The organism is Niveispirillum sp. KHB5.9 (assembly GCF_048066115.1).
Lineage (GTDB): Bacteria > Pseudomonadota > Alphaproteobacteria > Azospirillales > Azospirillaceae > Niveispirillum.
On the sequence record NZ_JBLTYX010000029.1, the window covers coordinates 24,074 to 47,283 of the forward strand.

Here is a 23,210-nt window from a genome sequence, read left to right on the forward strand (position 1 = left end):
GGCGACGATCAAGCAGACCCCCGCCGGGCAACCGGCGGGGGTTTGTGTTTCAGGCAAGGGGGGCGGCTTTGTCTCACCGGTGACCTACGCCGCCGCCTGCCAATAGCCCTCAAGGCCCAGATCCTTCAGTGCCTTGGCGGTGAAGGATGGCGCCAGCAGCTTGCCGCCATCGATCTTCTGGCGGATCAGCTTGTTGTCCAGCGCGTATTGCACCGTCTCCTGGTAACGTTCCGCCAGGTCCGGCGCGAAAAGCGGGGCCCAGCGCTGGCGCCATTGCGTCCCCTGCTCGTCATAGGTACGGTCCAGAACGCTGCGCGGGGTGCCGGTACGGCCCTGGAATTCCAGGAACATGTCGCGGTTGGCCGGGTCGGATGCCCAGTGCGCGGCCTTCACATAGGCGGTGGTGACCAGCTGGGTCAGTTCCGGCTGCGTCTCAACGAAATCCTTCCGCCCGAACATCTCCGTCCGCATCTTCCATTCCGGCGCCAGCCCCTTGCTGGACCAGAGGATGCGGGCCACGCCCTTCTCCTCCAGCAGATAGGCGTCGGTCATGGTGAACAGCCCGTCGACCTTGCCGGCCGACACCGCGGCGGCCCCGGTCATCGGGTCGATGTTCAGGATGGTGAAATCCGACGGGCTCAACCCCTTGGCCGCCAGCAGGCGGAAGAAGGGGATTTCCCAGGGCCGGCCGCGATGCACGGCGATGCGCTTGCCCTTCAGGTCCGTCACGTCCTTGGCCGTGGAACCGGCGGGCACCACCAGGAACGTATCACCGCTGCCGCCCATACCATTGGGCACCAGCAGCCGGGTCTGCACGCCATTGGCATTGCAGATGATGGTCGGCAGGTCGCCATAGGAGGCGAATTCGAGCGAGCCGTTGGCGAAGCCCTCATTGATCTGCGGCCCTGTCGCCTTGTGCGAGACGGCGAACGGTTCCAGCTTCACACCGCGCCTGTCCAACTCCGCCGCCAGCCAGCCCTGGTGCTGGATGATGGCGGCATAGCCGGTCAGTTGCAGCTGCCCTTGCGCGAAATTCACCCCGCCGGCGATGCGGATCGCCTTTGGTGTCTCGGCACGGGCGATGATGGCGGGGGCCGCAAGCGTGGCCAGCCCGGCCTTCAGCAGAAATCGACGATCGATCATGGTCCTGGTCTCCTCATACTGGCGGCTGAAAGTATTGACCGATGGTCAATACTTTCAGCCCCTCAATCGCCGGCGCCCACATCCGTGCACTTGGCTACGCGGCATGTGCCGCGCGGCGGCAGTCGCCGCCCTACCTTCGGTCATGAATTATGACCGTTGGTATCAGGCCGCCGTACGGATACGGGCCTGCACCTCGGCCAGCGGGCGCGGATCGATCCATTCATGGATGTCGAAATCCTGGTCCAGCGCACCGATGGAGGCGATGTAATCCTTGAACACGCCCAGGCCCTTGATGCTGTCGTCGGACAGTTCGATGGACAGGGAGCGGTGCAGCTGTTCCCCATAGGCGCGGCGCAGCCAGCGCTCGGACCAGCCCGTCTCCCGCGCCACCAGGGCGGTGGTGTCGTCGGGATGCAGGGCCGCCCATTCGCCGGCCTTCACCACCTGGCGCAGGAACCGGGTGACGATGTCGGGATGGTTCTCGATCGTGTCGGCATTCACCGTCAGGGGACGGGGCGTGCAGTTGGACACGCGGATATAGGGATCGGGATGGAAGCCCAGGTCGAGGATGATGCCGGCGCCCAGCAACTGCGTCACCTCCGCCCCGCGCACATCCTTGACATAGACGGCATCGACCTCGCCCCGCACCAGCGCATAGACCTCGTTGGTGTAGGAATGGCGGCGGCGGCGACCGGCGAAGGTGACCGTGGCGTCGGGCGCACGCGGATCATTGGCCAGCGGTACCGCCTCGTCCGGCAGATCCTTCAGTTCGATGTCGGAAAGCTTCAGCCCCTCCGTCTCCAGCGCCACGGTGAAGGCGCGGAGCGCGGAGATGCGGTTATGGTCGACCAGATTGCCATGGTGCGGGATACCGACGCGGCGGCCGCGCAGATCACGCACCGACCTTATGCCCGATTGCGGCAGGGCGATGATCGCCTGATATTCATCGGTCCAGGTGATGCCGATCACCTTGGTCTTCACCCCCTTGCCCCGCGCCCAGATCGGCGGCACCGACCCGCCCTGGCGGAAGGAATGCTGCAATGAATGGGTGAAGTGGGAGGCCTGTTCGGTGGGATCCGCACTCTCCCGCAGCGCCTTGACGATGATGCCGTCGGGTGCGAATTCCTGTTCGAACCAGGCGAATTGTGCCGCCAGCCCGAAGGGCGTGGGGACGGAGCAGCGCGTGTACCACAGCGTATCGATATTGGCCGGTGCGGCGATGGTCATGATGTCGGGTCTCCTTGAAACGCCGGCTCAGCCGGCATGCAGCAGGGACAGGATCTCGGCCTTCAGCGGTGCCAGGCCCGCCTCGGCACGGTCACGCGGATGCGGGGACGGGACATGCAGGATGCGGGCGATGCGGCCAGGCTGCATGACGACGATCACGTCGCCCAGGAACAGCGCCTCGTCCACGTCATGGGTCACCATGACCATGGTCGATCGCCGGGCCAGCCAGATGCGTTGCAGTTCCGATTGCAGACGCAGGCGGGTCAACGCGTCCAGCGCCCCCAGCGGTTCATCCAGCAGCAGGACCTGCGGGCTGGTGGCCAGGGCGCGGGCGATGGCCGCACGCTGGGCCATGCCGCCCGACAGCTGGTGCGGGAAGGCCTGGTCGAAACCGTCCAGCCCCACCAGGGTCAGCAGCCCCGCAACCCTTGCCCGCTTGTCGGCATCGGAAAGGTCGCCGTTGGACAGGGCCAGCAGGATGTTGCGTTCAACCGTCAGCCAGGGGAACAGGCGGTGATCCTGGAAGATCAGGCCACGTTCCAGGCCGGGACCGTCGACAGGCTTGCCGTCCAGCAGGATTTCGCCGGTATCCTGGCGCTCCAGCCCGGCGATCAGGCGCAGCAGGGTGGATTTACCGCAGCCGCTGGCCCCGACAATGGCCACGAACTGGCCCGGTGCGATGGTCAGGTTGATATGGTCCAGCACCGACAGGCGGCGCCCGTCAATGTCGAAACCCTTTGCCACATGCCGGATGGACAGCCCGCCGGCCGGGGCATCACCCTCGGCCCGCAGGGTACGGGGATCGATGATGGCATTCATATCGTTCTTCCTTCTTCAGCCGGTGACGCGCCAGCGCAGCAGACGCGCGCGGACCAGCGACAGGATCATGTTCAGGCCATAGCCCATCAGGCCGATGGCGATGACCGACAGCAGGACGACGGCCATGTCGCCCGCCATCTGCGCGGTGTGCATCAGGGAACCCAGGCCGGCACCCGTGCCGAACAGCAGCTCCACCCCGATGGTGGAAATCCAGGCGAAGGCCAGCGCCTGGCCGATGCCAGTCAGGATCGACGGCAGGGCGGATGGCAGCAGGATGAAGCGGAAACCGCGCCACCGGCTCAGCACCAGCACGCGCCCCACTTCCAGATATTTCTTCTCCGCCTGGGCGAAGCCCTCATAGGAATTCAGCAGCAGCGGATGGAAGGCGGCCACCGCCACCAGCAGCTGCTTGGCCCCCTCCCCGCTGCCCAGCCATAGCCCGACCAGCGGCAGCCAGCCCAGCAACGGCACCTGCCGGAATGCCTGCAACAGTGGCCCGAACAGCCGTTCCACCAGCGGGAACGCCGCCATCAGGCTGCCCAGCACCACGCCCGACAGACCGCCCAAGGCCAGCCCGGTCAGAGCGCGGCCCAGGCTGGACCCGGCATTGATGGCCAGTTCCCCGGTGGACAGCAGTTCCAGCAGCCGGGTCCACACCTGATCCAGCGGCACAAAGGCATAGGCGGTGCTGGCATCGATGCCGGACGCCCATTGCCAGAAGCCCAGCAGCAGGGCCGGCAACAGCAGGCCGCGCAGCCGGCGGGCCAGGGCCACCAGCCAGGCCGGTGGCGGACCGTCATCGTCGATCCGGTCGGCATGCACGAAGGTGGGCGGGAATTCTGCGATCAGCGACATGGATATTCCCTCCCCTTACGCGGCTTTCCAGCGGACAAGCCGGCGTTCGGCCAGCCGGAACCCCTGGTCCAGGGCGAAACCGATCAGACCGGTCAGGGCCACGCCCACCATCACCGTGTCGATGCGGAACATCTGGCGGCCCATCTCCATCATCTGGCCGATACCGTTTTCCGCCGCCATCAGCTCCGCCGCGACCAGCACGATCCAGGCCCGCATCAGGCCCAGGCGCAGACCGGTCAGCACCGGCGGCACCGTGGCCGGCAGGATCAGGCCGACCAGCACCTTCCAGGGTGACAGCCGGTAAAGGGCAGCCACTTCCAGCCAGCCCTTGGCGATGCCCTTGACCCCGTCATGGGTGGCCAGTGCCACGGGGAAGAAGGTGGCTTTGGCGACGATGGCCAGCTTGAACCCCTCATCCACGCCCAGCAGCAGGATCAGCATGGGCAGGAACGCGATGGAGGGCACTTGGCGCACGGCCTGGAACAGCGGCCCGGTCAGGGCCGCAACCAGGGCCGACCGGGCCAGCAATATGCCGAACCCCACGCCCAGCCCGGCGCCGATGGAAAAGCCGATCGCCAGCCGGCCCAGGCTGGCGCGCAGATGCTGTTCCAGTTCTCCGGTCGCCAGCAATTCGTTGAAACTGTCGATGACGGCCTGCGGCGGCACCAGCACCTGGGAGACGAAGTCGGCCCCCTGTGTGGCCTGGATCCAGGCGGCCAGGATCAGGCCCGGCACGACAAAAGGCAGCAGACGGCGTTGGATCGAACCCATCATCCCCTCCGCCCTCAGGCCACGGCCACGGCGCCGGAGAGCGCGCCGCGGGTCAGGCGGGCCACCTCCTCGGCGATGCGGTCGGCCTGGGCGCGCGGGCCGGCGGCCGTCAGCTCGAACCCGCCATCGCCGCCCAGCTGGAAATCGCCGTCGCGGGCGAACAGGCCGGTCGGCACGGTATGGGTGCCGAAATAGCTGAATAGCGGGCGCAGCTGATGGTCGATGACCGGCAACTGGTCCCCCGCCGCCCCCGTGGCGGCCAGCACCACGACCTTGCCGGCCAGATCATCGGGGTCCAGCAGATCCAGGAAATGCTTCAGCAGCCCGGTATAGGAACCCTTCTGCACCGGCGTGCCCACCACCAGCACGTCGGCCGTGCGCAACGCCGCGAAGGCATTGTACAAGGCCGGCAGCGCGTCGCGCGGGTGCAGCGTGCCGGCCAGCGCCGGGGCCAGTGCCGCCACCTCCACCAGGCGCGTCTGCGCCGGTCCCAGCTGTATCGCCAGACGACACACCATATCCTCTACCAGCGACGTGGTGCGCGACGCGCGGGACAGGCTGCCGGAAAGGCCGACGATACGCATGGGAACCTCCATGGTGGGCGTGATTGCCGATGGAGGTTTTGGCAATTATCATGCCACATCCGTCAAAATAGCGGAAATGTCCGAAATCTGCTGTGAATTCACAAAATACACACATGATTCATGTTTTATTGACCGCACAGCAACACAAGATGCACAGGCCGGACGCATCCACCCTGCACGCCAGGCAACACAACGATAACGGATAAGGCGACAATGTCCTGCAATATGGGCTGCGCTGATTTGCGTTCGTCCATATATTGGGAAATGGCGATTACTCCGCTGGAAATACATGAAGACCCGCTATGGAGATGGCAGCGGCGCGATCACGGGCCGCTTGCCATGGCATCGGGATCGGCCTATCAAATACCGGTCTGCTCATCTTCGGGTAGCCAGTATTCGCAATGTTATATAAGTCTTCGGGACTGAGAAAATACTGTGGATATAACCATTAACGATGTTGCCGAACGGGCAGGTGTTTCGATCCGCACCGTGTCGCGGGTCCTGAACCGTTCCACCAAGGTCAATGCCCTGACCCAGGAACGGGTGGAGGCGGCGATCGAGGCGCTTGGTTTCCGGCCCAGTGCCCGGGCGCGGGGACTGGCAACCGGCCGGTCCTTCCTGATCGGCATGGTGCATAACGACCATAACGCCCTGGTGCTGGACAGTGTGCAGCGGGGCATGGTGCGCGAGGCCACCCGCCGCGGGTATGAGATCGTCATCCACCCCACGCCCACCGCCGATGAAAGCTCCATCCACGATGTGCTGGATTTCGTGGGCCGCTCACGGGTCGACGGGCTGGTCGTGCTGTCGCCGGTATCGACGGTGGCCGGATTGCCCGAGGCGCTGTCCGCCGCCAAGGTTCCAGCCATGGCCCTGTCCCCCACCAAGCTGAAGGGCTTCGCCGGCATCCTGGTTCCCGATGAGCGTTCGGCCGCGGCGGAGGTGGCGCGCCACCTGATCGATCTGGGCCACACGCGCATCGCCCTGGTCTCCGGCCCCGCCAATGCCCATTCGGCGCGCGAACGCCGGTCCGGCTTCGTTTCCGCCCTGCTGAAGGCCGGCCATGGGCTGACGGGGGAGGTAGAGGGCGATTACGGTTTCAATTCCGGCGTCGTCGCCGCCCATCGGTTGCTGGCGATGGACCCCGCCCCCACCGCCATCTTCGCCGCCAACGACGTGATGGCGGCCGGCGTGCTGAAGGCCGCGGCCGCGCGCGGCATCACCGTGCCGCGTGACCTGTCGGTGGTCGGTTTCGACGGCAGTGTCCTGGCGGAGATGCTGACGCCGGCCCTGACCACGGTGCACCGTCCGCTGGGCGACATGGCGCAACTGGCCACCACCTGGCTGATCAACATGATCGAGGATCTGGACCCGCCGGTCGAACGCGAACTGCACCAGCCCCTGACGCTGGTGGTGGGGGAATCCAGCGGACCCGCGCCGCGCTGACGCCCCCACATATTCCGCAGATTTATTTCCCTTGATTTCAGATATTCACATGAAATCATGGGTGCATGCGGTACGACCTGAACCTTCTGCCGACCTTCATCGCCTTGATGGAGGAACGCAACGTGACCCGCGCGGCGGAACGGCTGGGCATCACGCAGCCAGCCCTGTCCAACGCGCTGACCCGCCTGCGTACCATGCTGCGCGACCCGCTGTTCATCCGTGAACGCTATGGCATGCAGCCGACGCAGAAGGCGCAGGAACTGGCCCCCGTGATCGCCGCGGCCCTGGCCACCATCGATGATGTCATCCTGGGCCAGCAGGATTTCGAACCTGAACGCGCCGACCTGCTGTTCACCATCGCCCCCAATTCCTATGTCGAATTCGTGCTGATGCCGGTGATCGTGGCACGATTGCGGGAACGGGCGCCGGGCATCAAGCTGCGGCTGACCCCGTTCGGTACCGATCTGGCCGATACCGGCGTCATCTCCGGCGGTACGGCCATGGTGCTGGGCCGCATCATCGATCCGCCCGACAATCTGGTCGTGCAGCATATCATGGATGACGGCTTGGCCTGTGTCGTCCGGGCCGATCATCCGGAGGTCGGCGACACGCTGACGCGTGAACAATATGAGCGGATGAAGCATGTGAACATGCTGCCGCCGGGCCGGCTGCGCTATGGCCTGTTCAAGGCGCTGGAACGCCAGGCGCTGCATCGCGAGGTGGCGGTTTCCGTCACGCATTTCCTGGCCATCCCGGAACTGATCGCGGTGACGGATTACTGCACGACGCTGCCGCGCCTGATCTGCCGCCATCTGGCGCGCGACCAGCGGCTGAAGGTCGTGCCGCCGCCCGTCGACCTGGGCACCTTCCCGGTGGAGATGGCCTGGCATGTCCGCTACCGCCACGACCCGGCCCATCGCTGGCTGCGGTCGCTGGTCGGCGAGGTGGCGCTGGAACTTGCCAAGGGTTGAGAGCGGAAACGCTTTTTGTGCCGGCCGACGGAACATTGGCCGCGCAGCGGCATTTTAAGGGGAAAATGCCGCAACGGAGTACCCCGGCCATGCACCCCCCCTTCCCCAGGCGTCGATCCGATCCGCCGGAACTGCGTACCCGTTGGGTACCGTCGTGACCGGTCGGGGCAGGACCAAATAAAAGGCAATTGGGGGGGAACATGGGTGAATGCCATTTCTGGAAGGGATATCTGAAACTGTCGATGGTCGATTGTCCGGTCGCCCTGGTGGCCGTGAACGGGAAAGACCATGCGCAGCGTGCAGCCGATGATGTCGGGTTGAAGGATGGGGAGCCGGAAGAGGCCAGCGACATCGATATCGACCTGTTCGCTCCGCGCGACCTGATCGACTGGATCTGGCTGGACACGCCCTATTTCCTGGTTCCCGGCGATCATGATGGCGAGGACGCCTTTGCCATCATCCGCGAGGCCATGAAGGCATCGGACGCCGTCGGCATCGCCCGGCTGCGGCTGAACGGGCGGGAACGGGCGGTCATGCTGGACCCGCGCGGCAAGGCCATCCTGTTCTGGACCCTGCGCGATGGCGATGCGGTGCACGATGCGGCCGGCCATTTCAAGCAGCCCGACACCAGCCCGCCGGAAACCACGACCGGCCGCCTGCTGGAGTCCCTGGTCAGGCGCGATCGGCATCCGGTGCCGGACAAGCTGCTGTCCATGATCGAAAGGCGCCGCAAGGTCATCGGCGCCCACCGCCAGCACCGTACCCTGGACGCGCGCGGCGACAATATCATCGACATCAAGGACGCCCTGCACCGCCGCGCCTCGGTGCAGTAATACGGTATTTTTGTTCCCTCAGGCGCCGGGCGCCGCCATCCGGCGGCTTGGCTCACGCCGCACGTGCGGCGGGCGGGCAGTCGCCGGCCTAACGGTCATAAATTATGACCGTTGGATTCGAGGCTGCCGGGAACCTGGACGGGTGGTTCGGACGTTCTGCATCCGGGAATGTCCAATTCACGCGATGCAACCGGGAACCAGCCATCGTGCCAAACCGCTTCGACAAGCATCCGAACAATGCGAACAGCCAGGCGATGCGCGATTTCGGCCGGGCGGCCGGTGGTGCCCTGGTCTTCTCCCTGCCCATGCTGATGACCATGGAGATGTGGTGGCTTGGCCTGGCCATGGACAGGACACGGCTGCTGCTGCTGTTCGTCGCCATCCTGCCGGTGCTTGTGCTGCTGGCGCGCCATATCGGGTTCGAGCGCACGACCTGCCTGAGCGACGACATCATCGACAGCCTGATCGCCCTGGGCGTGGCCGCCATCATCTGCGCCACCCTGCTGGTGCTGTTCGCCACCATCAAGGCCGACACAACCCCGGAGGAGGCCGCCGGCAAGATCCTGGTCCAGATGGTGCCTGCCGCCATCGGCGCGCTGCTGGCGAAAAGCGAGTTCGCCGCCGCCAGGGACGAGGGCGACCAGGAAATCGCCAAGCGCGACGAGACCTATGGCGGTGAACTGTTCCTGATGGGGATCGGCGCGCTGTTCCTGGGTTTCAACCTGGCCCCGACGGAGGAGATGATGCTGATTTCCTATCAGATGTCGGAATGGCATGCGCTGGCCCTGGTGGCGCTGTCGCTGGTGCTGATGCATGGCTTCGTCTTCGCTGTGGGTTTTGCCGGCGGATCGCAGATCGCGCCCGGCGAGCCACGCTGGAGCGCCTTTGTCCGTTTCACCCTGCCCGGCTATGTTATCGCGCTCGCCATCAGCCTTTTCCTGCTCTGGGTCTTCGGCCGCACCGACGGCATGGGTTCGGAAGGCGTGGTCATGGCCATGGTCGTCCTGGGTTTCCCCTCCGCCATCGGTGCCGCGGCGGCCCGGCTGATCCTGTGAGGTGTGGCATGGATGAACCCGTCCAACATCATGACAGGCCCGTCATCGAATGGGTCTTCGGGCTGGCTTCCGGCGTGGCGGTGCTGTGCCTTGTCGCCTTCCTGGGCTACCAGGCGCTGTTCGCCGTGAACGGCCCCGCGGAGCTGGCGGTCGCCATCGAGCGGATCGAGCGGTTGGACAATGGCACCCTGGTGACGGTCGCCATCGTCAACCGTGGTGACGAGGCGGCGACCGGGGTGACGGTGAATGCCACGCTGGCCCCCCGCGATATCCCGGACAAGCAGATCACGCTGGACTATGTCGCCGCCCACGCCGTACGGCGCGGCATGTTCCATTTCCCGCAACCCGTGCAGGCCGGTTCCATTGATATCCAGATCGGCGGTTACACGGAACCATAGGTCGATGACGCCGAGAACGGAGCAGCCGGAGCGATGACGAATATCCTGAAAGGCCTGCGTGTCCTGCTGGTGGAGGATGAACCGCTGCTGGCCATGGTGACGGAGGAGATGCTGCTGGAACAGGGGGCCGACGTGCTGGGCCCCGCCGCCAGCGTGGAAGCCGCCGTGGCACTGGCCGATGAAGGCGGCATCGACCTGGCCATCCTGGATGTCAATCTGCGCGGCGATCGCAGCGACGCGGCCGCCGACGCCCTGGCCGCCCGCCACATCCCCTTCCTGTTCACCACCGGCCATGGCCGCGAGGCCCTGCGCGCCCGACACAGGGACAAGGTCTGCCTGGTCAAACCCTTCACGGAGGCCGAATTGCTGGCCGTCGTGGCGGCGCTGGCGGCGAAAAGATAGCGGATTATCCGGCCTTCACGATCCGCGCCCACAGCGCCTCGGCCACCGGTGCCTGCCGCGCCTTGGGACGCCAGAGGCGGATTTCCATGGGCACATCCTGTTCCGGCGGCGCCGCGCGGACCAGGGTGCCGGCGGCAAGATCGTCGGCCACCAGGCTGAGCGCGGTCCAGGCCACGCCCCTGCCATCCCGTGCCATCGCCGTCAGGACGCTGGCCAGGTGGGAGGTGAAGACCGGCTGCGGCAGCGGGGCCAGCCCCTTCACCACCCGGTCGGCGGCCAGGATGCGGCCCATGCCGGATTCCGCCGTGAAGCAGAGATGCGGGGCGCTAGCGATATCGGCAGTTTCCGCCAGCTTTGGCGACATGACCGGCAGCAGCATGTCCGCCCCCAGCCGCACCGACCGGAAATCCGACCCCAGCCTTGTCGCCGCCGCCTCATGATGGTGGCACAGCAGGAACTGCGCGCGGCCTTCCACCATGATGCGCTCGCACGCCACCATATTGTCGGCGGTCAGTTCCACCGTGGCATTGGTGGGGGCATTCGCCTCCAGCCGGCCCAGCCAGGCCGGGAAGAAGGTCAGCGACAATACATGGGTGGCGGCGAAGCGCAGGGTTTCCACCGACGCGCGGGACAGCGCCCGCACCTCCTCCCGGCCCAGATGCAGGCGGCGCAGCGTTTCCTCCGCGACCACCTTGAACCGTTCGCCGGCGGGGGTCAGGCGCATCGTGTGGGTGCTGCGGTCGACCAAGGTGGCGCCCACCCATTCCTCCAGCGATCTTATACGCCGGCTGAAGCTGGGCTGGCTGACCGCCCGCTGTTCGGCGGCGCGCGAGAAGCCGCCGCAATCGACAAGGGCGAGGAAATCCACAAGCCAGTCACTGTCCATGGCGTACTCGATAACCCAGGCCGACACCGGGTCGCGACTATATCGGACGCATGGATTCATGCGAACTCCGAATTGGCTGTGGGCGGTGGCGACCGGTAGTTAAGACTTAACAGTTCTTCGATGGGGGAAGCGGAAGATGGCATCAGGCAACCGGCGCGTCGTCGTCACCCAGCGGTTTTTCGACCAGGCCACCATCGATTATCTGGAAGCGGCGGGGTGCGAGGTGGTGCAGGCCGACCTTCCCCCCGGTCAGGCCGATGGCAACCTGACCCATGTGGAATTGCGGGAGCGGTTGCAGGGTGCGGCCGGCTGGATCGTCGGCCATGCCAGGGTGACGCGGGAATTGCTGGCCGACCTGCCCGATCTGAAGGTGATCTCCCGCCGGGGCGTGGGCTATGACCGGGTCGATCTGAATGCGGCGCGTGACCTGGGCCGGGTGGTGTGCATCGCCGTGGGCGGCAATCATGAATCGGTAGCCGACCATACGATCGCCCTGATGCTGGCGGTGGGCCACCGGTTCCGCCAGACCCAGGAACAGATGATCGGGGGCAACTGGTCGATCCTGCTGGGCAGCGATCTTTACCGCAAAACCGTGGGCATCATCGGCCTGGGCCGCATCGGCCGAAGCCTGGTCAGGCGGCTGAGCGGGTTCGAGGCGGAAATCCTGACCTGCGGCGGCCATCATGATGCGGCCTATGAGGACGGGGCCGGCATCAGGCGTGTCGGCTTGGACGAACTGCTGGCGCAAAGCGATTATGTCAGCCTGCATGCGCCGCTGACGTCGGAGACACGCCACATCATCGGCTGGGACGCGCTGGTGAAGATGAAGCGCACCGCCTTCCTGATCAATGCCGCGCGCGGCGGGCTGGTCGATGACGAGGCGCTGTTGAAGGCACTGCAGATGGGCGTGATCGCCGGGGCCGGCCTGGATGTCTATCTGAGTGAGGCCGATGCGGCATTCAAGCCGGTAACCCAGGCGCTGATCGAGCTGCCCAATGTCATCGCCACACCGCATTCCGCCGCCTCGTCGCGCGAGGGGCTGGACCGCACCAACATGGTGGCGGCGCGGTCGGTGGTGGCGGTGCTGGACGGGGGTGACCCCGCCGCCGAATGCATCGTCGCCGACGGGCGCGGGAAGTAGGTTTCCATGCATCAAAGAGAATTGCTGCGCGGCATGTTCGATGCCGCGGTGGGAAGCGCTTTGCCCCATCGCTGTGTCCCGCCCCACCTGCCTGCCCCGCCGAAGGGCCGCACCATTGTCGTCGGTGCCGGCAAGGCGGCGGCATCCATGGCGCAGGCGGTGGAACGGCACTGGCAAGGGGACATCGAAGGCGTTGTCGTCACGCGCTATGGCCATGCCGTGCCCTGCGGCCGGATCAGGGTGCTGGAGGCGGCACATCCCGTGCCCGACCAGGCGGGGGTGGCGGCGGCACGCGCCATCCTGGATACGGTATCCGGCCTGACGGCGGAAGATCTTGTGCTCTGCCTGATTTCCGGTGGCGGGTCGGCCCTGCTGCCGGCACTGCCGGACGGGGTGTCGCTGGCCGATGAACAGGCCCTGGCCCGTGCCCTGCTGCGCTCCGGCGCCACCATCGCGGAGATGAACCGCGTGCGCCGGCATGTGTCGCTGATCAAGGGGGGACGGCTGGCCGCCGCCGCAAGCCCGGCGCGGGTGGAAACCCTGATCATTTCCGACGTGCCGGGCGACGATCCCGCCATCGTCGCGTCCGGCCCGACGGTGGTGGATGGGTCGACGCCCCAGGACGCGCTGGCGATCATCGCCAAATACGGGCTGGAGGTGCCGGCCGGTGTGCAATCCTGGCTGGAAGGGCCTGGATGCGCGCCGCCCACCAACCTTCCGAACAGCCGCGTCACAATGGTTGCGACGGCACAGATGGCGCTGGAAGCGGCAGCCGATGTTGCGGCCAGGGCCGGCTGTACGCCGCTGATCCTGGGCAATGCCATCGAGGGGGAAGCGGGGACGGTGGGGCTGGTCCATGCCGGCATCGTCCGGCAGATCCGGGGTCATGGCCAGCCGGTCAAGTGCCCTTGCGTGCTGCTGTCGGGTGGGGAGACCACGGTCACCGTCAGAGGCAACGGGCGTGGCGGACGAAACGGGGAATTCCTGCTGGGCCTGCTGGCCGGGCTGGGCGACATGACCGGCGTTTCGGCCCTTGCCGCCGATACCGACGGCATCGACGGGACCCAGGACAATGCCGGCGCCATCATCGATGCCGGCACAATGGCCCGCGCCGGGCGGCTGAAGCCCGATGCCTGTCTGCGCGCCAACGATGCCTATGGCTTCTTCCAGGCCACGGGCGACCTGCTGGTGACCGGCCCCACCTTGACCAACGTCAATGATTTCCGCGCCATCCTGATAGAGGAGCCTGAAGCCCGATGAGCAAGCCCAATACCCATCGCATCGCCGTCATCCCCGGCGATGGCATCGGCAAGGAAGTGGTGCCCGAGGGCCTGCGCGTGCTGGAGGCGGTGGCCGCCAGATGCGGCATCGGCTTCGAATTCGACCATTTCGATTTCGCCAGCTGCGACTATTACCTGACGCATGGCAAGATGATGCCCGATAACTGGAAACAGCTGATCGGCGGCCATGACGCCATCTTCTTCGGCGCCGTCGGCTGGCCGGAAACAGTGCCCGACCATGTCTCCCTCTGGGGGTCGCTGATCCAGTTCCGCCGCGAATTCGACCAGTATGTGAATTTGCGGCCGGTGAAGCTGATGCCCGGCGTGCCCAGCCCGCTGGCCGGCCGCCAACCCGGTGATATCGATTTCTATGTGGTGCGGGAGAATACGGAAGGTGAATATTCCTCCATCGGCGGCCGCATCTTCCCGGATTCAGACCGCGAAGTGGTGGTGCAGGAAACGGTGATGACCCGGGTGGGCGTGGACCGTATCCTGAAATACGCCTTCGATCTGGCGCAGCGGCGGCCGAAGAAGCACCTGACCTCGGCCACCAAATCCAACGGCATCTCCATCACCATGCCCTATTGGGATGAGCGGGTGGAGGCCATGGCCAAGCATTATCCCGGCATCCGCTGGGACAAGTACCATATCGACATCCTGACCGCGCATTTCGTGCAGCATCCGGACTGGTTCGACGTGGTCGTCGCCTCCAACCTGTTCGGCGATATCCTGTCCGACCTGGGGCCGGCCTGCACCGGCACGATCGGCATCGCGCCCGCCGCCAATATCAATCCCGAACGGCGCTTCCCGTCGCTGTTCGAGCCTGTGCACGGCTCCGCCCCCGATATTGCCGGCAAGTGGATCGCCAATCCCGTGGGGCAGATCTGGTCCGCCTCCCTGATGCTGGACCATCTGGGGGAGACGAAAGCGGCCGCCATGGTGCTGAAGGCCATCGAGGATGTGCTGGCCCAGCCGCAATACCGCACCCGCGATCTGGGTGGTCCCGCCGATACGCGCGGATGCGGTCAGGCGATTGTCGATGCGTTGGGAAGTTAATGCTTGTCGCCCTCAAGCGCCGGGCGCCCACATCCGTGGGCTTGGCTTGCACGCGCATGGGCGCGCAGGCGCTCAACGCGCCAACCAGTCTATGATGCATTCCACACATCACAGACTGGTATTTCCCCCTACCCCAGCACGTGCTTTGTCAGGATGTTGCGCTGGATCTCGTTGGACCCGGCATAGATGGACCCGGCCCGGTCGTTTAGATAGCGCAGGGGGGCCAACGCCTGCCATTCCTCCCCCGCCACATGCCCGTCGGCGGGCGGGGTGTAACCGGGGATGGCGCCGCCCGGTGCGGTGGCGTGCGGCTGATAGGCCATGCCCGGCCTGCCCGCCGCCTCCAGCGCCAGATGGGTCAGCTTCTGGCTCAGTTCCGTGCCCAGCACCTTCAGCATCGATGCCAGCGCCCCGACGCTCCTGCCCTCGCCGGCTTCCGACAGCAGGCGGAATTCCAGCACTTCCAGCACATCCAGGCGGATGCACAGGGCCGCCAGCTTGTGCGCGAAATGCGGATCGTCGATCAGCCGGTCGGTGGCATCGCCCGGAACCTGGGCGGCGTTGCGGGCGATCTGGTCGGCCATCACCTGCATGGCGGGGGCATAGGGACCGCCGCGTTCGAATTCCAGCAGGTATTTGGCGACGTTCCAGCCCTGGCCCACAGGGCCCAGCGCATTGGCCTTCGGCACCCGGACATTGTCGAAGAACACCTGGTTCTGCACATGCTCGCCCGAGGTCATGATGATGGGCTGCACACTGATGCCGGGGCTGTCCATCGGCATCAGCAGGAAGGTGATGCCCTTCTGCGGCCGGTCCTCCTTGGCCGTGCGGACCAGGCAGAATATCCAGTTGGCATCATTGGCATGGGTGATCCAGATCTTCGACCCATTGCAGATGAAGTCGTCGCCATCGGCCACGGCACTGGTCTGCAGTGATGCCAGATCGGAGCCCGATCCCGGTTCGGAATAGCCTTGGCAGAAGAACACCTCCCCCGTCAGGATGCGCGGCAGGAAGAAGTCCTTCTGCGCCGGCGTGCCGAATTCCATGATGACATGGGCCACCATGTGGATGCCCAGGGCGACAAGGGCGGGGCGCCTGCCGCCACCCGCTCCCGGCTGAACAAATAATGCTGCGCCGTGGTCCAGTCGCAGCCGCCATGCTCTGGGCGCCAGCCGGGGGCGGCCCAGCCCTTCTCATGCAGGATATGCTGCCATTCCATGCCCTTGTCATGGTCGGCATAGACGCTGGTCATCAGGCGGCCGGCCCGCGCCACATCCGGGGGCAGCTTTTCGGTCAGGAATTGCCGCACCTCCGCCTGGAAGGCCAGTTCATCCGCACTCCAGTCCAGGTTCATCGCGGTCCCCCCAGCATGCGCGCCAGCCGTTGATTGATGACAGTTTCCGTATCCTTGACGATCCGGTCCACCAGTTCCTTGACGGTGGGGATGTCATGGATCAGGCCCTGCACCTGTCCGGCCGTCCAGATGCCATGGTCGACATCGCCATTGACCAGCCCGTCCAGGCCGCGCGCCCCCTTGACCAGATGCGCCACTTCCTCGAACGGCGCCCCGTCACGTTCCAGCCGCACCACTTCCCGGCTGATGGCGTTGCGGGCGACGCGGGCGGTATTGCGATAGGAACGGAAGATCAGTTCCGTCGCCCGCTCGTCATTGGCCACCATCGCCTGCTTGAAATTCTCATGCAGCGGTGCCTCGGCCGTGGCGCAGAAACGCGTGCCCATATTGATGCCGTCAGCCCCCAGCGCCAGCGCTGCCGCCAGCCCGCGCCCGTCTCCGAAACCGCCGGATGCCAGGATCGGTACCGTCACCTTGTCCGCCGCCGCCGGGATCAGCACCAGACCGGGCACGTCATCCTCTCCGGGATGGCCGGCGCATTCAAACCCGTCGATGGAGATGGCGTCCACCTCCATCCGTTCCGCCGACAGGGCGTGGCGGACAGCGGTACATTTATGGATGACCTTCACGCCATGCGCCTTGAAATGCGCCACATGCTCCTGCGGCTGAAAACCTGCGGTTTCCACGATGCGCACCCCGGCCTCGATGATGGCCTGACGGTATTCAGCATAGGGTGGGGGCTTGATCGAGGGCAGGATGGTCAGGTCGATGCCGAACGGCTTGTCGGTCAGGTCGCGTACCCGCGCGATCTCCGTCGACAGCGCTTCCGGCGTCGGCTGGGTCAGGGCGGTCAGGAAACCCAGCGCCCCGGCATTGGCCACGGCGGCGATCAGCTCCGCCCGGCCGATCCACATCATGCCGCCCTGGGCGATGGGATGTTCCACCCCGAACAGTTCGGTGAATCTGGTCTTGATCATCTCAACGCCCTTTCCAGCGGGGGGCACGCTTTTCCGCGAAGGCGCGCGGTCCCTCCTTGATATCGTCGGATTTCAGCAGCGCACGCAGGGCCGGATAGTCGCGCTGGTTGGCATAGGCCGCCACCATCGTCGCCTCATCCAGGCTGCGCATCGCCACCTGCTTGGAGGCGCGGATGGACATGGGGCTGAGCTGCAGGATGGCATCGGCCCAGCGCCGGGCGGCCGCCATCAGCTCGGCCTGCGGCACCACCTCGTTCACGAAGCCCAGCCGTTCGCCCTCGGCAGCGCCCACATGTCTTCCGGTCAGGATCATGCCCATGGCCTGTTTCAGCCCGATCTGGCGCGGCAGGCGCAGCAGGCCGCCGGCAATGGCTGCCAGCCCCACCTTGGGCTCCGGCAAACCGAATGTCGCATTCTCCGCCGCGATGATCAGGTCGCAGGCCAGCGCGATCTCGAATCCACCGCCCATCGCCACGCCATTCACGGCGGCGATCACCGGCTTGTCCAGGTCCCAGCGGGAGAGGCGCTGGTCACCGAACCCTATTTGGAAAGCGTCATTCTCTGCGGTTCACTGCTGACCCAGGCGGGTGGCGTGGCGGCGGATGGGCTGCTGTCCGGAATCGTGACAGGGGAAGTGCGGCCGGTGCCCGCCTTCGGGGAGAAGACATCGCGCCATGCCGTCCATGATGTGACGACGCGCGCGCAGCGCCAAGGCGACGGCTGGTGCCTGAACGGGGCGAAGGATGTCGTGGTGGGTGCGCCCCATGCCAGCCATTTGCTGGTCACCGCCCGCACCAGCGGCGAACGCCGCGACCGGCACGGATTGTCGCTGTTCATCGTACCCACCGACCATCCCGGGATCGAACGGCACAATTATCGCCTGATCGATGAACGCCCCGCCGCCGACCTGACCTTTCACGATCTGGATTTGCCCGCCGACAGCCTGTTGGGTAGCGAAGGGGACGCCCTGCCCCTGGTCGAACTGGCCCACGACACGGCCATCGCCGGCCTGTGCGCAGAAGCGGTGGGCATCATGCGCCGCATGCTGACCGACACGGTGGATTATACCAAGCAGCGCCGGCAGTTCGGGCAGCCGCTGGCCGGCTTCCAGGTGCTTCAGCACCGGATGGTGGACATGTACATGGCGCTGGAGCAGTCGATCTCCGCCGCCTACCTCGCCACCCTGCGGCTGGGCGCCGACCCGGTTACCCGCACGCGGGCGGTGTCCGCCGCCAAGGCGGTGATCGGCGACAGCATCCGCCAGATCGGCCAGGATGCCGTGCAGCTACACGGCGCCATGGGCATGACCGACGAGTTGCGCCTGGGCCATTATTTCAAGCGCGCGACGGTGATCGAGGGCCAGTTCGGCACCGTCGACCACCATGTCGCCCGCTATGCCACCACGCGCGCGGCCGGCTGATCACTTCACAAACGGTTCGATGCGGAAGGACACGCGCGTCGGTTCCAGCTTCGTGCGGTACTGGAAATGCGGCTGGCCGACATGGTTCCAGGTCGTATCCCCGCCCACGCCCCACTGCACCGCATCGACCAGCAAGGTGCCGTCACCATGCGGGACGATGTCGCTGGATTTCCAGGTGCCGGGGGGCCGGCGGTACAGGTCGGTATAGGGGAAGGCCAACGCGTTCATCATCAGGGGCTTGTCGCCCGTGACGCGCAGGCCCGACCCGCCACCCGACAGTTCCAGCCAGCGCACATCCACCTTGTTGCCCGTATCCTGGGGCCGCATATAGTCGTGGTTCTGGTCGGCCACCGCCCCCTGCCACAGGCCGATGGCGGCGGAACTCTTACGGTCGACATAGCTTTCGTGCGGCCCGCGCCCGTACCAGCGCAGATCCTTCAGACTGTCTGAGGTATTGTACCAGAGGCCCACGCGCACCGGCGGCGGCAGGTCATCCTTCAGCGGCGTCAGTTCACCCGTCACCAGCACCGACCCGTCACCTTCCATGACATAGGTGGTGGCAAAGCGCGCGGCACCCGCCCCCAACCCATGATCAACGCGGACCATGGCGCCATCACCCTGCTTGCCGGCGGCAATATTGCGCACATCGCGCGCTTCCGTCATCCGCTTCCAGCCGCGCTGCTGCGCCACGATGGCGGTGGCCGTGTCATTGTCGGTTTCGGCCCGGAAGAAATTGGGCGACCCGCCGGTCAGCAATATGCGCCCATCCTTGCCATAGCGCTTCACCAGGCCCGTGGCCTTGTCGATCACCAGTTCCGCCCCGGCGGCCGACAGGCGCACCTCCTCATCCCGCTGCTCCAGTGCGACCTTGCCCGACCGCGCGGCAATCTCCGCCGGGGAGGTGGCGAGCGTGAACTGGTCCCACCCGACCACATGGCCCGCCGGTACCAGGGGGATGGCCCCTTCGCGGGCGCGGACCCGGATGGTGACCAGATATTCCACCCCCGGCACCGGTTTCACCTTGGGCAGCGGCAGGGTGATCACTCCCTGGCCACGGGCGGGGATGGCAGGCGTCTCCACCTCCCCCTTGGCCAGCGGCGAACCATCGACCTCCACCACCCAATCCAGGCTGAAGCCCGACAGGTCGCGGAAATCGTGGCGGTTCAGCACGGTGACGCGGCCGGTGGCGGGATCGAAGCCTTCGAACTGCACGGGCGACTGGACCTTGGCCACCTCATACAGATGCGGGTTGGGCGTGCGGTCGGGCTGGATCAGCCCGTCACCGAATTCGATATCGCCGCCGGGGTTCGGGCCATATTCGCCGCCATCACCCCAGTAACGCTTGCCATCCTTGGTGTAGCGATACATGGACTGGTCCACCCAATCCCAGATGAAGCCGCCCTGCAGCTTTTCCGGATAACGATAGATCACATCCCAGTAATCCTTGAAATTGCCGCCAGAATTGCCCTGCATATGGGCATATTCGCACTGGATCATCGGCTGGGTGCGGGCCGGATCGGTGGCCCAGTCCACCATCTTCTCGATATCGTCATACATGGGCGCATAGATATCGACATAGGTGTTGGGCCGGTGGTCCCAATCCAGCGTGCCCCAGCCCAGGTAGGAGACGAGGCGGCCCGGATCGCGCTTGCGCACGGCGGCGGCGGCCTTCTCAAACGCCGGACCGATTCCCGCCTCGTTGCCCAGCGACCAGAAGATGATAGAGGGATGGTTCTTGTCCCGCTCCACCATGTTGACCACGCGGTCGATATGGGCCTGATCCCAGGCGGGATCGAAACCGATCTGCAGCTTCTCCCGCAATTCCGGGTTCTTGTTGGCATAATCCATATAGGCGTGGCTCTCGATATTCGCCTCGCCCATGACGTAGAGGCCGTACTCATCGGCCAGTTCGTACCAGCGCGGATCGTTGGGATAGTGCGAGGTGCGCACCGCGTTGAAATTGTTCTGCTTCATCAGTTCGATGTCGCGGCGCATGCTCTCTTCGGAGATGATGTGGAACGTCTCCGGATCATGTTCATGCCGGTTCACGCCGCGGATGGTGATGGGCTTGCCATTCACCTTCACCTGACCGTCCCGGATTTCCACGGTGCGGAAGCCGACACGCTGCGGCGTGGCCTGCAGCACGCGGCCCTGCGCGTCCAGCAACTCGACCAGGGCGGTATAGAGGTTGGGCGTCTCCGCCGTCCAGGACTTCACCCCCGGCACGGTCGCGTTCAAGGTGACGGTGCGTTCCGCCTTGCCCGACCCGACCCTCACCTGCTTGACCAGCACTTCCCGCCCGCCATCGAACAGGGTAACGCGCGCCGTGGAAGTCTGCTGCGACGGGGTGATGGCGACATCGACGGACAGGATGCCGTCGCGATAATCCTTGTCCAGGCCGGCGCGCACGAACAGGTCGCGGACACGGGTCTTGGGTGCGGCAACCAGCCGGACGGAGCGTTCGATCCCCGATACCCGCCAGAAATCCTGATCCTCCAGGTATGAACCGTCGGACCAGCGGAACACCTGGATGGCCACCATGTTGCGACCGGGCTTCAGGAAGCGGGTGACGTCGAATTCGCTGGGAAGCTTGCTGTCCTCTGCGTAACCCACCTTCTGCCCGTTGACCCAGACATAATAGGCGGCACCGGCGGCACCGATATGCAGGATGACATCCTGCCTGTCCCAGATTGCCGGCAGGTCGAAATCGCGACGGTAGGAGCCGACACTGTTCATCTCATGCGGGATCAGCGGCCGGTTGGGCGGGTGGGGATAGATCACATTGTTGAAACGCGCCTGATCGTACCCTTCGGCCTGCCACATGGCCGGCACCTTGATCTCCTTCCAGGCGGAGACGTCGTAATCCGGCTTCTCGAACCCGGCGGGCAGCGCCAGGGCGGAGGGGGAGAAGTTGAACTTCCACAGCCCGTCCAGCGACAGATGCCGCGCCGATGCCGCCCGGTTGCCGGCCAATGCCGCTTCCCGCGTCTCATACGGGAACATGGTGGCGCTGGCCGGCAGGCGGCCGCGTTCATTGACCACCGGGTTCTCCCAATCGGGGCGGGAGGGATCGATCTGCACCGGCTCCACCTTGGGCTCCGGCGCAGCATAGGCTCCGGTGGCGAAACCGACGGCCAGGGCCAGACCGGACAGGTATGCGGAACGCGACATCATCTCCCCCCGAATTGATTATCTGAGATCGTTACCTGGGTATGATTAGTATGATAATTTTTGGCAACAGAAATGATGCCGACGGGTCCCAACCGTTCCCCGCCCGCATGATTCTGTTTGCGCTGGCGCAAATTCGATCGATGCGTCCCGGCCTAGGATGGGGCTTGTCCTTATAGCCCCCGAGGCCCCGGAATGTCCGCCCGTTTTGAAGATATCTCGTCTCCACCGCCCGCCCGGCTGGCGCTTTTCGCCTATGGGTTCCGGCCCTTCTTCCTGGCGGCGGGGCTGCATGCCGTGGCCGCCGTCACCTCGTGGCTGATCGTGTTGCGCACCGGTGCCAGGCCACAGGGGCTGGGCGATCCCGTGGCCTGGCATGCGCATGAGATGCTGTTCGGCTTCGCTGCGGCCGCCATCGCCGGCTTCCTGCTGACGGCGGTGCCGAACTGGACGGGGGAGCGCGGCTTTGCCGGCGGACGGCTGATGGCCTTGGCCGGCCTGTGGCTGGCCGGCCGGCTGGCGCTGAACCCGCTGGCGCCGCTGCCGGCGGTACCGGCCGCGATCATCGATCTGGCCTTCTTCCCTTCCCTGGCCGCCCTGGTCCTGCCGTCGATCATCAAGGCGCGGACGAAGCGCAATTATGTGCTGGTGTTGTTGCTGGGGTTCCTGACGGTGGCCGGAGCGCTCTACCACCTGGACCGGCTGAACCTGCTGGCGGGGGCCTGGACCCATGGCAAGGCGCTGGGCATCGGCATGGTGTTGCTGATGGTGTCGCTGATCGGTGGCCGCATCGTCCCCTCCTTCACCAGCAGCGCCCTGCGCCGGATCGGACGACCCGTGGAGATCGCCCCCTTCGGCTGGGTCGACAGGGCGGCGCTGGCCGGCATCGTGCTGATGGTCGTGGCCGACATGGTGCAGCCTGACGGTATCCTGCCCGGCATCGCCGCCCTGGTGGCCGCCATCGCCCATGGGCTGCGCCTGTCGCGCTGGCATGGGCTGAAGACCCTGGGCCAGCCGATCCTGTGGGTGCTGCACCTGGCCTATGCCTGGATACCGGTGGGGCTGCTGCTAAAGGCGGCCTGGCTGCTGGTGGGGATCGGGCTGGGGCAGGCCTGGACGCATGCCATCACGGCGGGCGCCTTCGCCACCATGATCCTGGCCGTGATGTCGCGCGCGGCACTGGGCCATACCGGCCGCGATATCGTGGCGGCAAGGCCCACGGTGGCGACCTATCTGCTGCTGACGCTGGCGGCGGGCGTGCGGGTGGCGGCACCCGTCCTGCCCGACCCGATGCTGGCCCATGCCATCGCCGGCACCTGCTGGCTGGCGGCTTTCGGGCTTTACCTGCTGGTCTATGCTCCGATCCTGGTCCTGCCGCGCGCCGATGGTCGGCCAGGGTGAAAGCCCATGGCGTTTCGTCTATG

24 protein-coding genes are annotated in these 23,210 nt (G+C 65.9%); 12 read left to right on the forward strand and 12 right to left on the reverse strand.

Annotated features, from left to right (window positions below; translation table 11 throughout):
- Positions 1-84: 84 nt before the first annotated feature.
- The 6 genes from ACM9HJ_RS28295 to ACM9HJ_RS28320 form a co-directional block, all read right to left on the reverse strand.
- Positions 85-1,143 (reverse strand): ABC transporter substrate-binding protein, encoded by a 1,059-nt coding sequence (locus tag ACM9HJ_RS28295; RefSeq protein WP_416575149.1) that lies wholly within the window; start codon positions 1,141-1,143, stop codon positions 85-87.
- Positions 1,144-1,305: 162 nt separating this feature from the next.
- A complete protein-coding gene (locus tag ACM9HJ_RS28300; protein WP_416575150.1) occupies positions 1,306-2,370 on the reverse strand; it encodes an ABC transporter substrate-binding protein in 1,065 nt (354 codons plus the stop codon).
- A gap of 27 nt (positions 2,371-2,397) precedes the next feature.
- Positions 2,398-3,189, reverse strand: a complete 792-nt coding sequence (locus ACM9HJ_RS28305) for an ABC transporter ATP-binding protein (protein ID WP_416575151.1) — start codon at positions 3,187-3,189, stop codon at positions 2,398-2,400.
- 15 nt (positions 3,190-3,204) lie between these two features.
- Entirely contained in the window at positions 3,205-4,044 is an 840-nt protein-coding gene (locus ACM9HJ_RS28310) for an ABC transporter permease (RefSeq protein ID WP_416575152.1), read from the reverse strand.
- Between the two features lie 15 nt (positions 4,045-4,059).
- A complete protein-coding gene (locus ACM9HJ_RS28315; protein WP_416575153.1) occupies positions 4,060-4,815 on the reverse strand; it encodes an ABC transporter permease in 756 nt (251 codons plus the stop codon).
- A gap of 14 nt (positions 4,816-4,829) precedes the next feature.
- The gene (locus ACM9HJ_RS28320) at positions 4,830-5,399 is read right to left on the reverse strand and encodes an NAD(P)H-dependent oxidoreductase (RefSeq protein ID WP_416575154.1); all 570 of its coding nucleotides are present in this window, start codon (positions 5,397-5,399) and stop codon (positions 4,830-4,832) included.
- 10 nt (positions 5,400-5,409) lie between these two features.
- Between ACM9HJ_RS28320 and ACM9HJ_RS28325 the strand changes: the two genes are divergently transcribed.
- From ACM9HJ_RS28325 to ACM9HJ_RS28355, 7 genes are all read left to right on the forward strand, one after another.
- On the forward strand, positions 5,410-5,598 hold the full coding sequence (locus ACM9HJ_RS28325; protein ID WP_416575155.1) for a hypothetical protein: 189 nt from the start codon (positions 5,410-5,412) through the stop codon (positions 5,596-5,598).
- A 236-nt stretch (positions 5,599-5,834) separates the two neighbouring features.
- Positions 5,835-6,845, forward strand: coding sequence for a LacI family DNA-binding transcriptional regulator (locus ACM9HJ_RS28330; RefSeq protein ID WP_416575156.1), 1,011 nt, complete (start codon positions 5,835-5,837; stop codon positions 6,843-6,845).
- Between the two features lie 65 nt (positions 6,846-6,910).
- On the forward strand, positions 6,911-7,816 hold the full coding sequence (locus ACM9HJ_RS28335; protein WP_416575157.1) for a LysR substrate-binding domain-containing protein: 906 nt from the start codon (positions 6,911-6,913) through the stop codon (positions 7,814-7,816).
- Between the two features lie 200 nt (positions 7,817-8,016).
- Entirely contained in the window at positions 8,017-8,649 is a 633-nt protein-coding gene (locus ACM9HJ_RS28340; RefSeq protein ID WP_416575158.1) for a Ku protein, read from the forward strand.
- A gap of 206 nt (positions 8,650-8,855) precedes the next feature.
- On the forward strand, positions 8,856-9,704 hold the full coding sequence (locus ACM9HJ_RS28345) for a TIGR02587 family membrane protein (RefSeq protein WP_416575159.1): 849 nt from the start codon (positions 8,856-8,858) through the stop codon (positions 9,702-9,704).
- A gap of 8 nt (positions 9,705-9,712) precedes the next feature.
- A complete protein-coding gene (locus ACM9HJ_RS28350) occupies positions 9,713-10,102 on the forward strand; it encodes a hypothetical protein (RefSeq protein ID WP_416575160.1) in 390 nt (129 codons plus the stop codon).
- A gap of 33 nt (positions 10,103-10,135) precedes the next feature.
- Entirely contained in the window at positions 10,136-10,504 is a 369-nt protein-coding gene (locus tag ACM9HJ_RS28355) for a response regulator (RefSeq protein ID WP_416575161.1), read from the forward strand.
- A 4-nt stretch (positions 10,505-10,508) separates the two neighbouring features.
- Here ACM9HJ_RS28355 and ACM9HJ_RS28360 read toward each other — a convergent pair whose 3' ends face one another.
- A complete protein-coding gene (locus tag ACM9HJ_RS28360; RefSeq protein WP_416575162.1) occupies positions 10,509-11,450 on the reverse strand; it encodes a LysR family transcriptional regulator in 942 nt (313 codons plus the stop codon).
- A gap of 76 nt (positions 11,451-11,526) precedes the next feature.
- Here ACM9HJ_RS28360 and ACM9HJ_RS28365 point away from each other — a divergent pair, with 76 nt between their 5' ends.
- The 3 genes from ACM9HJ_RS28365 to ACM9HJ_RS28375 are packed head-to-tail and all read left to right on the forward strand — an operon-like array spanning position 11,527 to position 14,867.
- Positions 11,527-12,531: a phosphoglycerate dehydrogenase gene (locus tag ACM9HJ_RS28365; RefSeq protein WP_416575163.1), complete on the forward strand. Its 1,005-nt coding sequence runs from the start codon at positions 11,527-11,529 to the stop codon at positions 12,529-12,531.
- Positions 12,532-12,537: 6 nt separating this feature from the next.
- Positions 12,538-13,791, forward strand: a complete 1,254-nt coding sequence (locus ACM9HJ_RS28370) for a glycerate kinase type-2 family protein (protein WP_416575164.1) — start codon at positions 12,538-12,540, stop codon at positions 13,789-13,791.
- Positions 13,788-14,867 carry a tartrate dehydrogenase gene (locus tag ACM9HJ_RS28375; RefSeq protein WP_416575165.1) on the forward strand — a complete coding sequence of 360 codons (1,080 nt, stop codon included), beginning with the start codon at positions 13,788-13,790 and terminating at the stop codon, positions 14,865-14,867. The genes ACM9HJ_RS28370 and ACM9HJ_RS28375 overlap by 4 nt, the downstream gene beginning before the upstream one ends.
- A 128-nt stretch (positions 14,868-14,995) precedes the next feature.
- Here ACM9HJ_RS28375 and ACM9HJ_RS28380 read toward each other — a convergent pair whose 3' ends face one another.
- Genes ACM9HJ_RS28380 through ACM9HJ_RS28395 form a run of 4 tightly spaced genes read right to left on the reverse strand, consistent with a single transcriptional unit; the run spans position 14,996 to position 17,742 of the window.
- The gene (locus ACM9HJ_RS28380) at positions 14,996-15,931 is read right to left on the reverse strand and encodes an acyl-CoA dehydrogenase family protein (RefSeq protein ID WP_416575166.1); all 936 of its coding nucleotides are present in this window, start codon (positions 15,929-15,931) and stop codon (positions 14,996-14,998) included.
- Complete coding sequence (locus ACM9HJ_RS28385; RefSeq protein ID WP_416575167.1) at positions 15,862-16,221, reverse strand: acyl-CoA dehydrogenase family protein; 360 nt, start codon at positions 16,219-16,221, stop codon at positions 15,862-15,864. The genes ACM9HJ_RS28380 and ACM9HJ_RS28385 overlap by 70 nt, the downstream gene beginning before the upstream one ends.
- Positions 16,218-17,198: an NAD(P)H-dependent flavin oxidoreductase gene (locus ACM9HJ_RS28390; protein WP_416575168.1), complete on the reverse strand. Its 981-nt coding sequence runs from the start codon at positions 17,196-17,198 to the stop codon at positions 16,218-16,220. The genes ACM9HJ_RS28385 and ACM9HJ_RS28390 overlap by 4 nt, the downstream gene beginning before the upstream one ends.
- Before the next feature lies 1 nt (position 17,199).
- Complete coding sequence (locus tag ACM9HJ_RS28395; protein ID WP_416575185.1) at positions 17,200-17,742, reverse strand: enoyl-CoA hydratase-related protein; 543 nt, start codon at positions 17,740-17,742, stop codon at positions 17,200-17,202.
- Between ACM9HJ_RS28395 and ACM9HJ_RS28400 the strand changes: the two genes are divergently transcribed.
- Positions 17,743-18,618 carry an acyl-CoA dehydrogenase gene (locus ACM9HJ_RS28400; protein WP_416575169.1) on the forward strand — a complete coding sequence of 292 codons (876 nt, stop codon included), beginning with the start codon at positions 17,743-17,745 and terminating at the stop codon, positions 18,616-18,618.
- On the opposite strand, the gene ACM9HJ_RS28405 is transcribed toward ACM9HJ_RS28400, so the two are convergent.
- Positions 18,619-21,789 carry a glycoside hydrolase family 2 TIM barrel-domain containing protein gene (locus ACM9HJ_RS28405; RefSeq protein WP_416575170.1) on the reverse strand — a complete coding sequence of 1,057 codons (3,171 nt, stop codon included), beginning with the start codon at positions 21,787-21,789 and terminating at the stop codon, positions 18,619-18,621.
- A 192-nt stretch (positions 21,790-21,981) separates the two neighbouring features.
- On the opposite strand from ACM9HJ_RS28405, the gene ACM9HJ_RS28410 reads away from it, so the two are divergent.
- A complete protein-coding gene (locus ACM9HJ_RS28410; RefSeq protein ID WP_416575171.1) occupies positions 21,982-23,187 on the forward strand; it encodes an NnrS family protein in 1,206 nt (401 codons plus the stop codon).
- Positions 23,188-23,210 lie beyond the last annotated feature (23 nt).

Coding starts and splice junctions, on each gene's coding strand:
- ACM9HJ_RS28295 (WP_416575149.1), bottom strand. CDS start 1,143: ATGATCGATCGTCGATTTCTGCTGAAGGCCGGGCTGGCCACGCTTGCG.
- ACM9HJ_RS28300 (WP_416575150.1), bottom strand. CDS start 2,370: ATGACCATCGCCGCACCGGCCAATATCGATACGCTGTGGTACACGCGC.
- ACM9HJ_RS28305 (WP_416575151.1), bottom strand. CDS start 3,189: ATGAATGCCATCATCGATCCCCGTACCCTGCGGGCCGAGGGTGATGCC.
- ACM9HJ_RS28310 (WP_416575152.1), bottom strand. CDS start 4,044: ATGTCGCTGATCGCAGAATTCCCGCCCACCTTCGTGCATGCCGACCGG.
- ACM9HJ_RS28315 (WP_416575153.1), bottom strand. CDS start 4,815: ATGGGTTCGATCCAACGCCGTCTGCTGCCTTTTGTCGTGCCGGGCCTG.
- ACM9HJ_RS28320 (WP_416575154.1), bottom strand. CDS start 5,399: ATGCGTATCGTCGGCCTTTCCGGCAGCCTGTCCCGCGCGTCGCGCACC.
- ACM9HJ_RS28325 (WP_416575155.1), top strand. CDS start 5,410: ATGGTGGGCGTGATTGCCGATGGAGGTTTTGGCAATTATCATGCCACA.
- ACM9HJ_RS28335 (WP_416575157.1), top strand. CDS start 6,911: ATGCGGTACGACCTGAACCTTCTGCCGACCTTCATCGCCTTGATGGAG.
- ACM9HJ_RS28340 (WP_416575158.1), top strand. CDS start 8,017: ATGGGTGAATGCCATTTCTGGAAGGGATATCTGAAACTGTCGATGGTC.
- ACM9HJ_RS28350 (WP_416575160.1), top strand. CDS start 9,713: ATGGATGAACCCGTCCAACATCATGACAGGCCCGTCATCGAATGGGTC.
- ACM9HJ_RS28355 (WP_416575161.1), top strand. CDS start 10,136: ATGACGAATATCCTGAAAGGCCTGCGTGTCCTGCTGGTGGAGGATGAA.
- ACM9HJ_RS28360 (WP_416575162.1), bottom strand. CDS start 11,450: ATGAATCCATGCGTCCGATATAGTCGCGACCCGGTGTCGGCCTGGGTT.
- ACM9HJ_RS28365 (WP_416575163.1), top strand. CDS start 11,527: ATGGCATCAGGCAACCGGCGCGTCGTCGTCACCCAGCGGTTTTTCGAC.
- ACM9HJ_RS28370 (WP_416575164.1), top strand. CDS start 12,538: ATGCATCAAAGAGAATTGCTGCGCGGCATGTTCGATGCCGCGGTGGGA.
- ACM9HJ_RS28375 (WP_416575165.1), top strand. CDS start 13,788: ATGAGCAAGCCCAATACCCATCGCATCGCCGTCATCCCCGGCGATGGC.
- ACM9HJ_RS28380 (WP_416575166.1), bottom strand. CDS start 15,931: ATGGTGGCCCATGTCATCATGGAATTCGGCACGCCGGCGCAGAAGGAC.
- ACM9HJ_RS28385 (WP_416575167.1), bottom strand. CDS start 16,221: ATGAACCTGGACTGGAGTGCGGATGAACTGGCCTTCCAGGCGGAGGTG.
- ACM9HJ_RS28390 (WP_416575168.1), bottom strand. CDS start 17,198: ATGATCAAGACCAGATTCACCGAACTGTTCGGGGTGGAACATCCCATC.
- ACM9HJ_RS28405 (WP_416575170.1), bottom strand. CDS start 21,789: ATGTCGCGTTCCGCATACCTGTCCGGTCTGGCCCTGGCCGTCGGTTTC.
- ACM9HJ_RS28410 (WP_416575171.1), top strand. CDS start 21,982: ATGTCCGCCCGTTTTGAAGATATCTCGTCTCCACCGCCCGCCCGGCTG.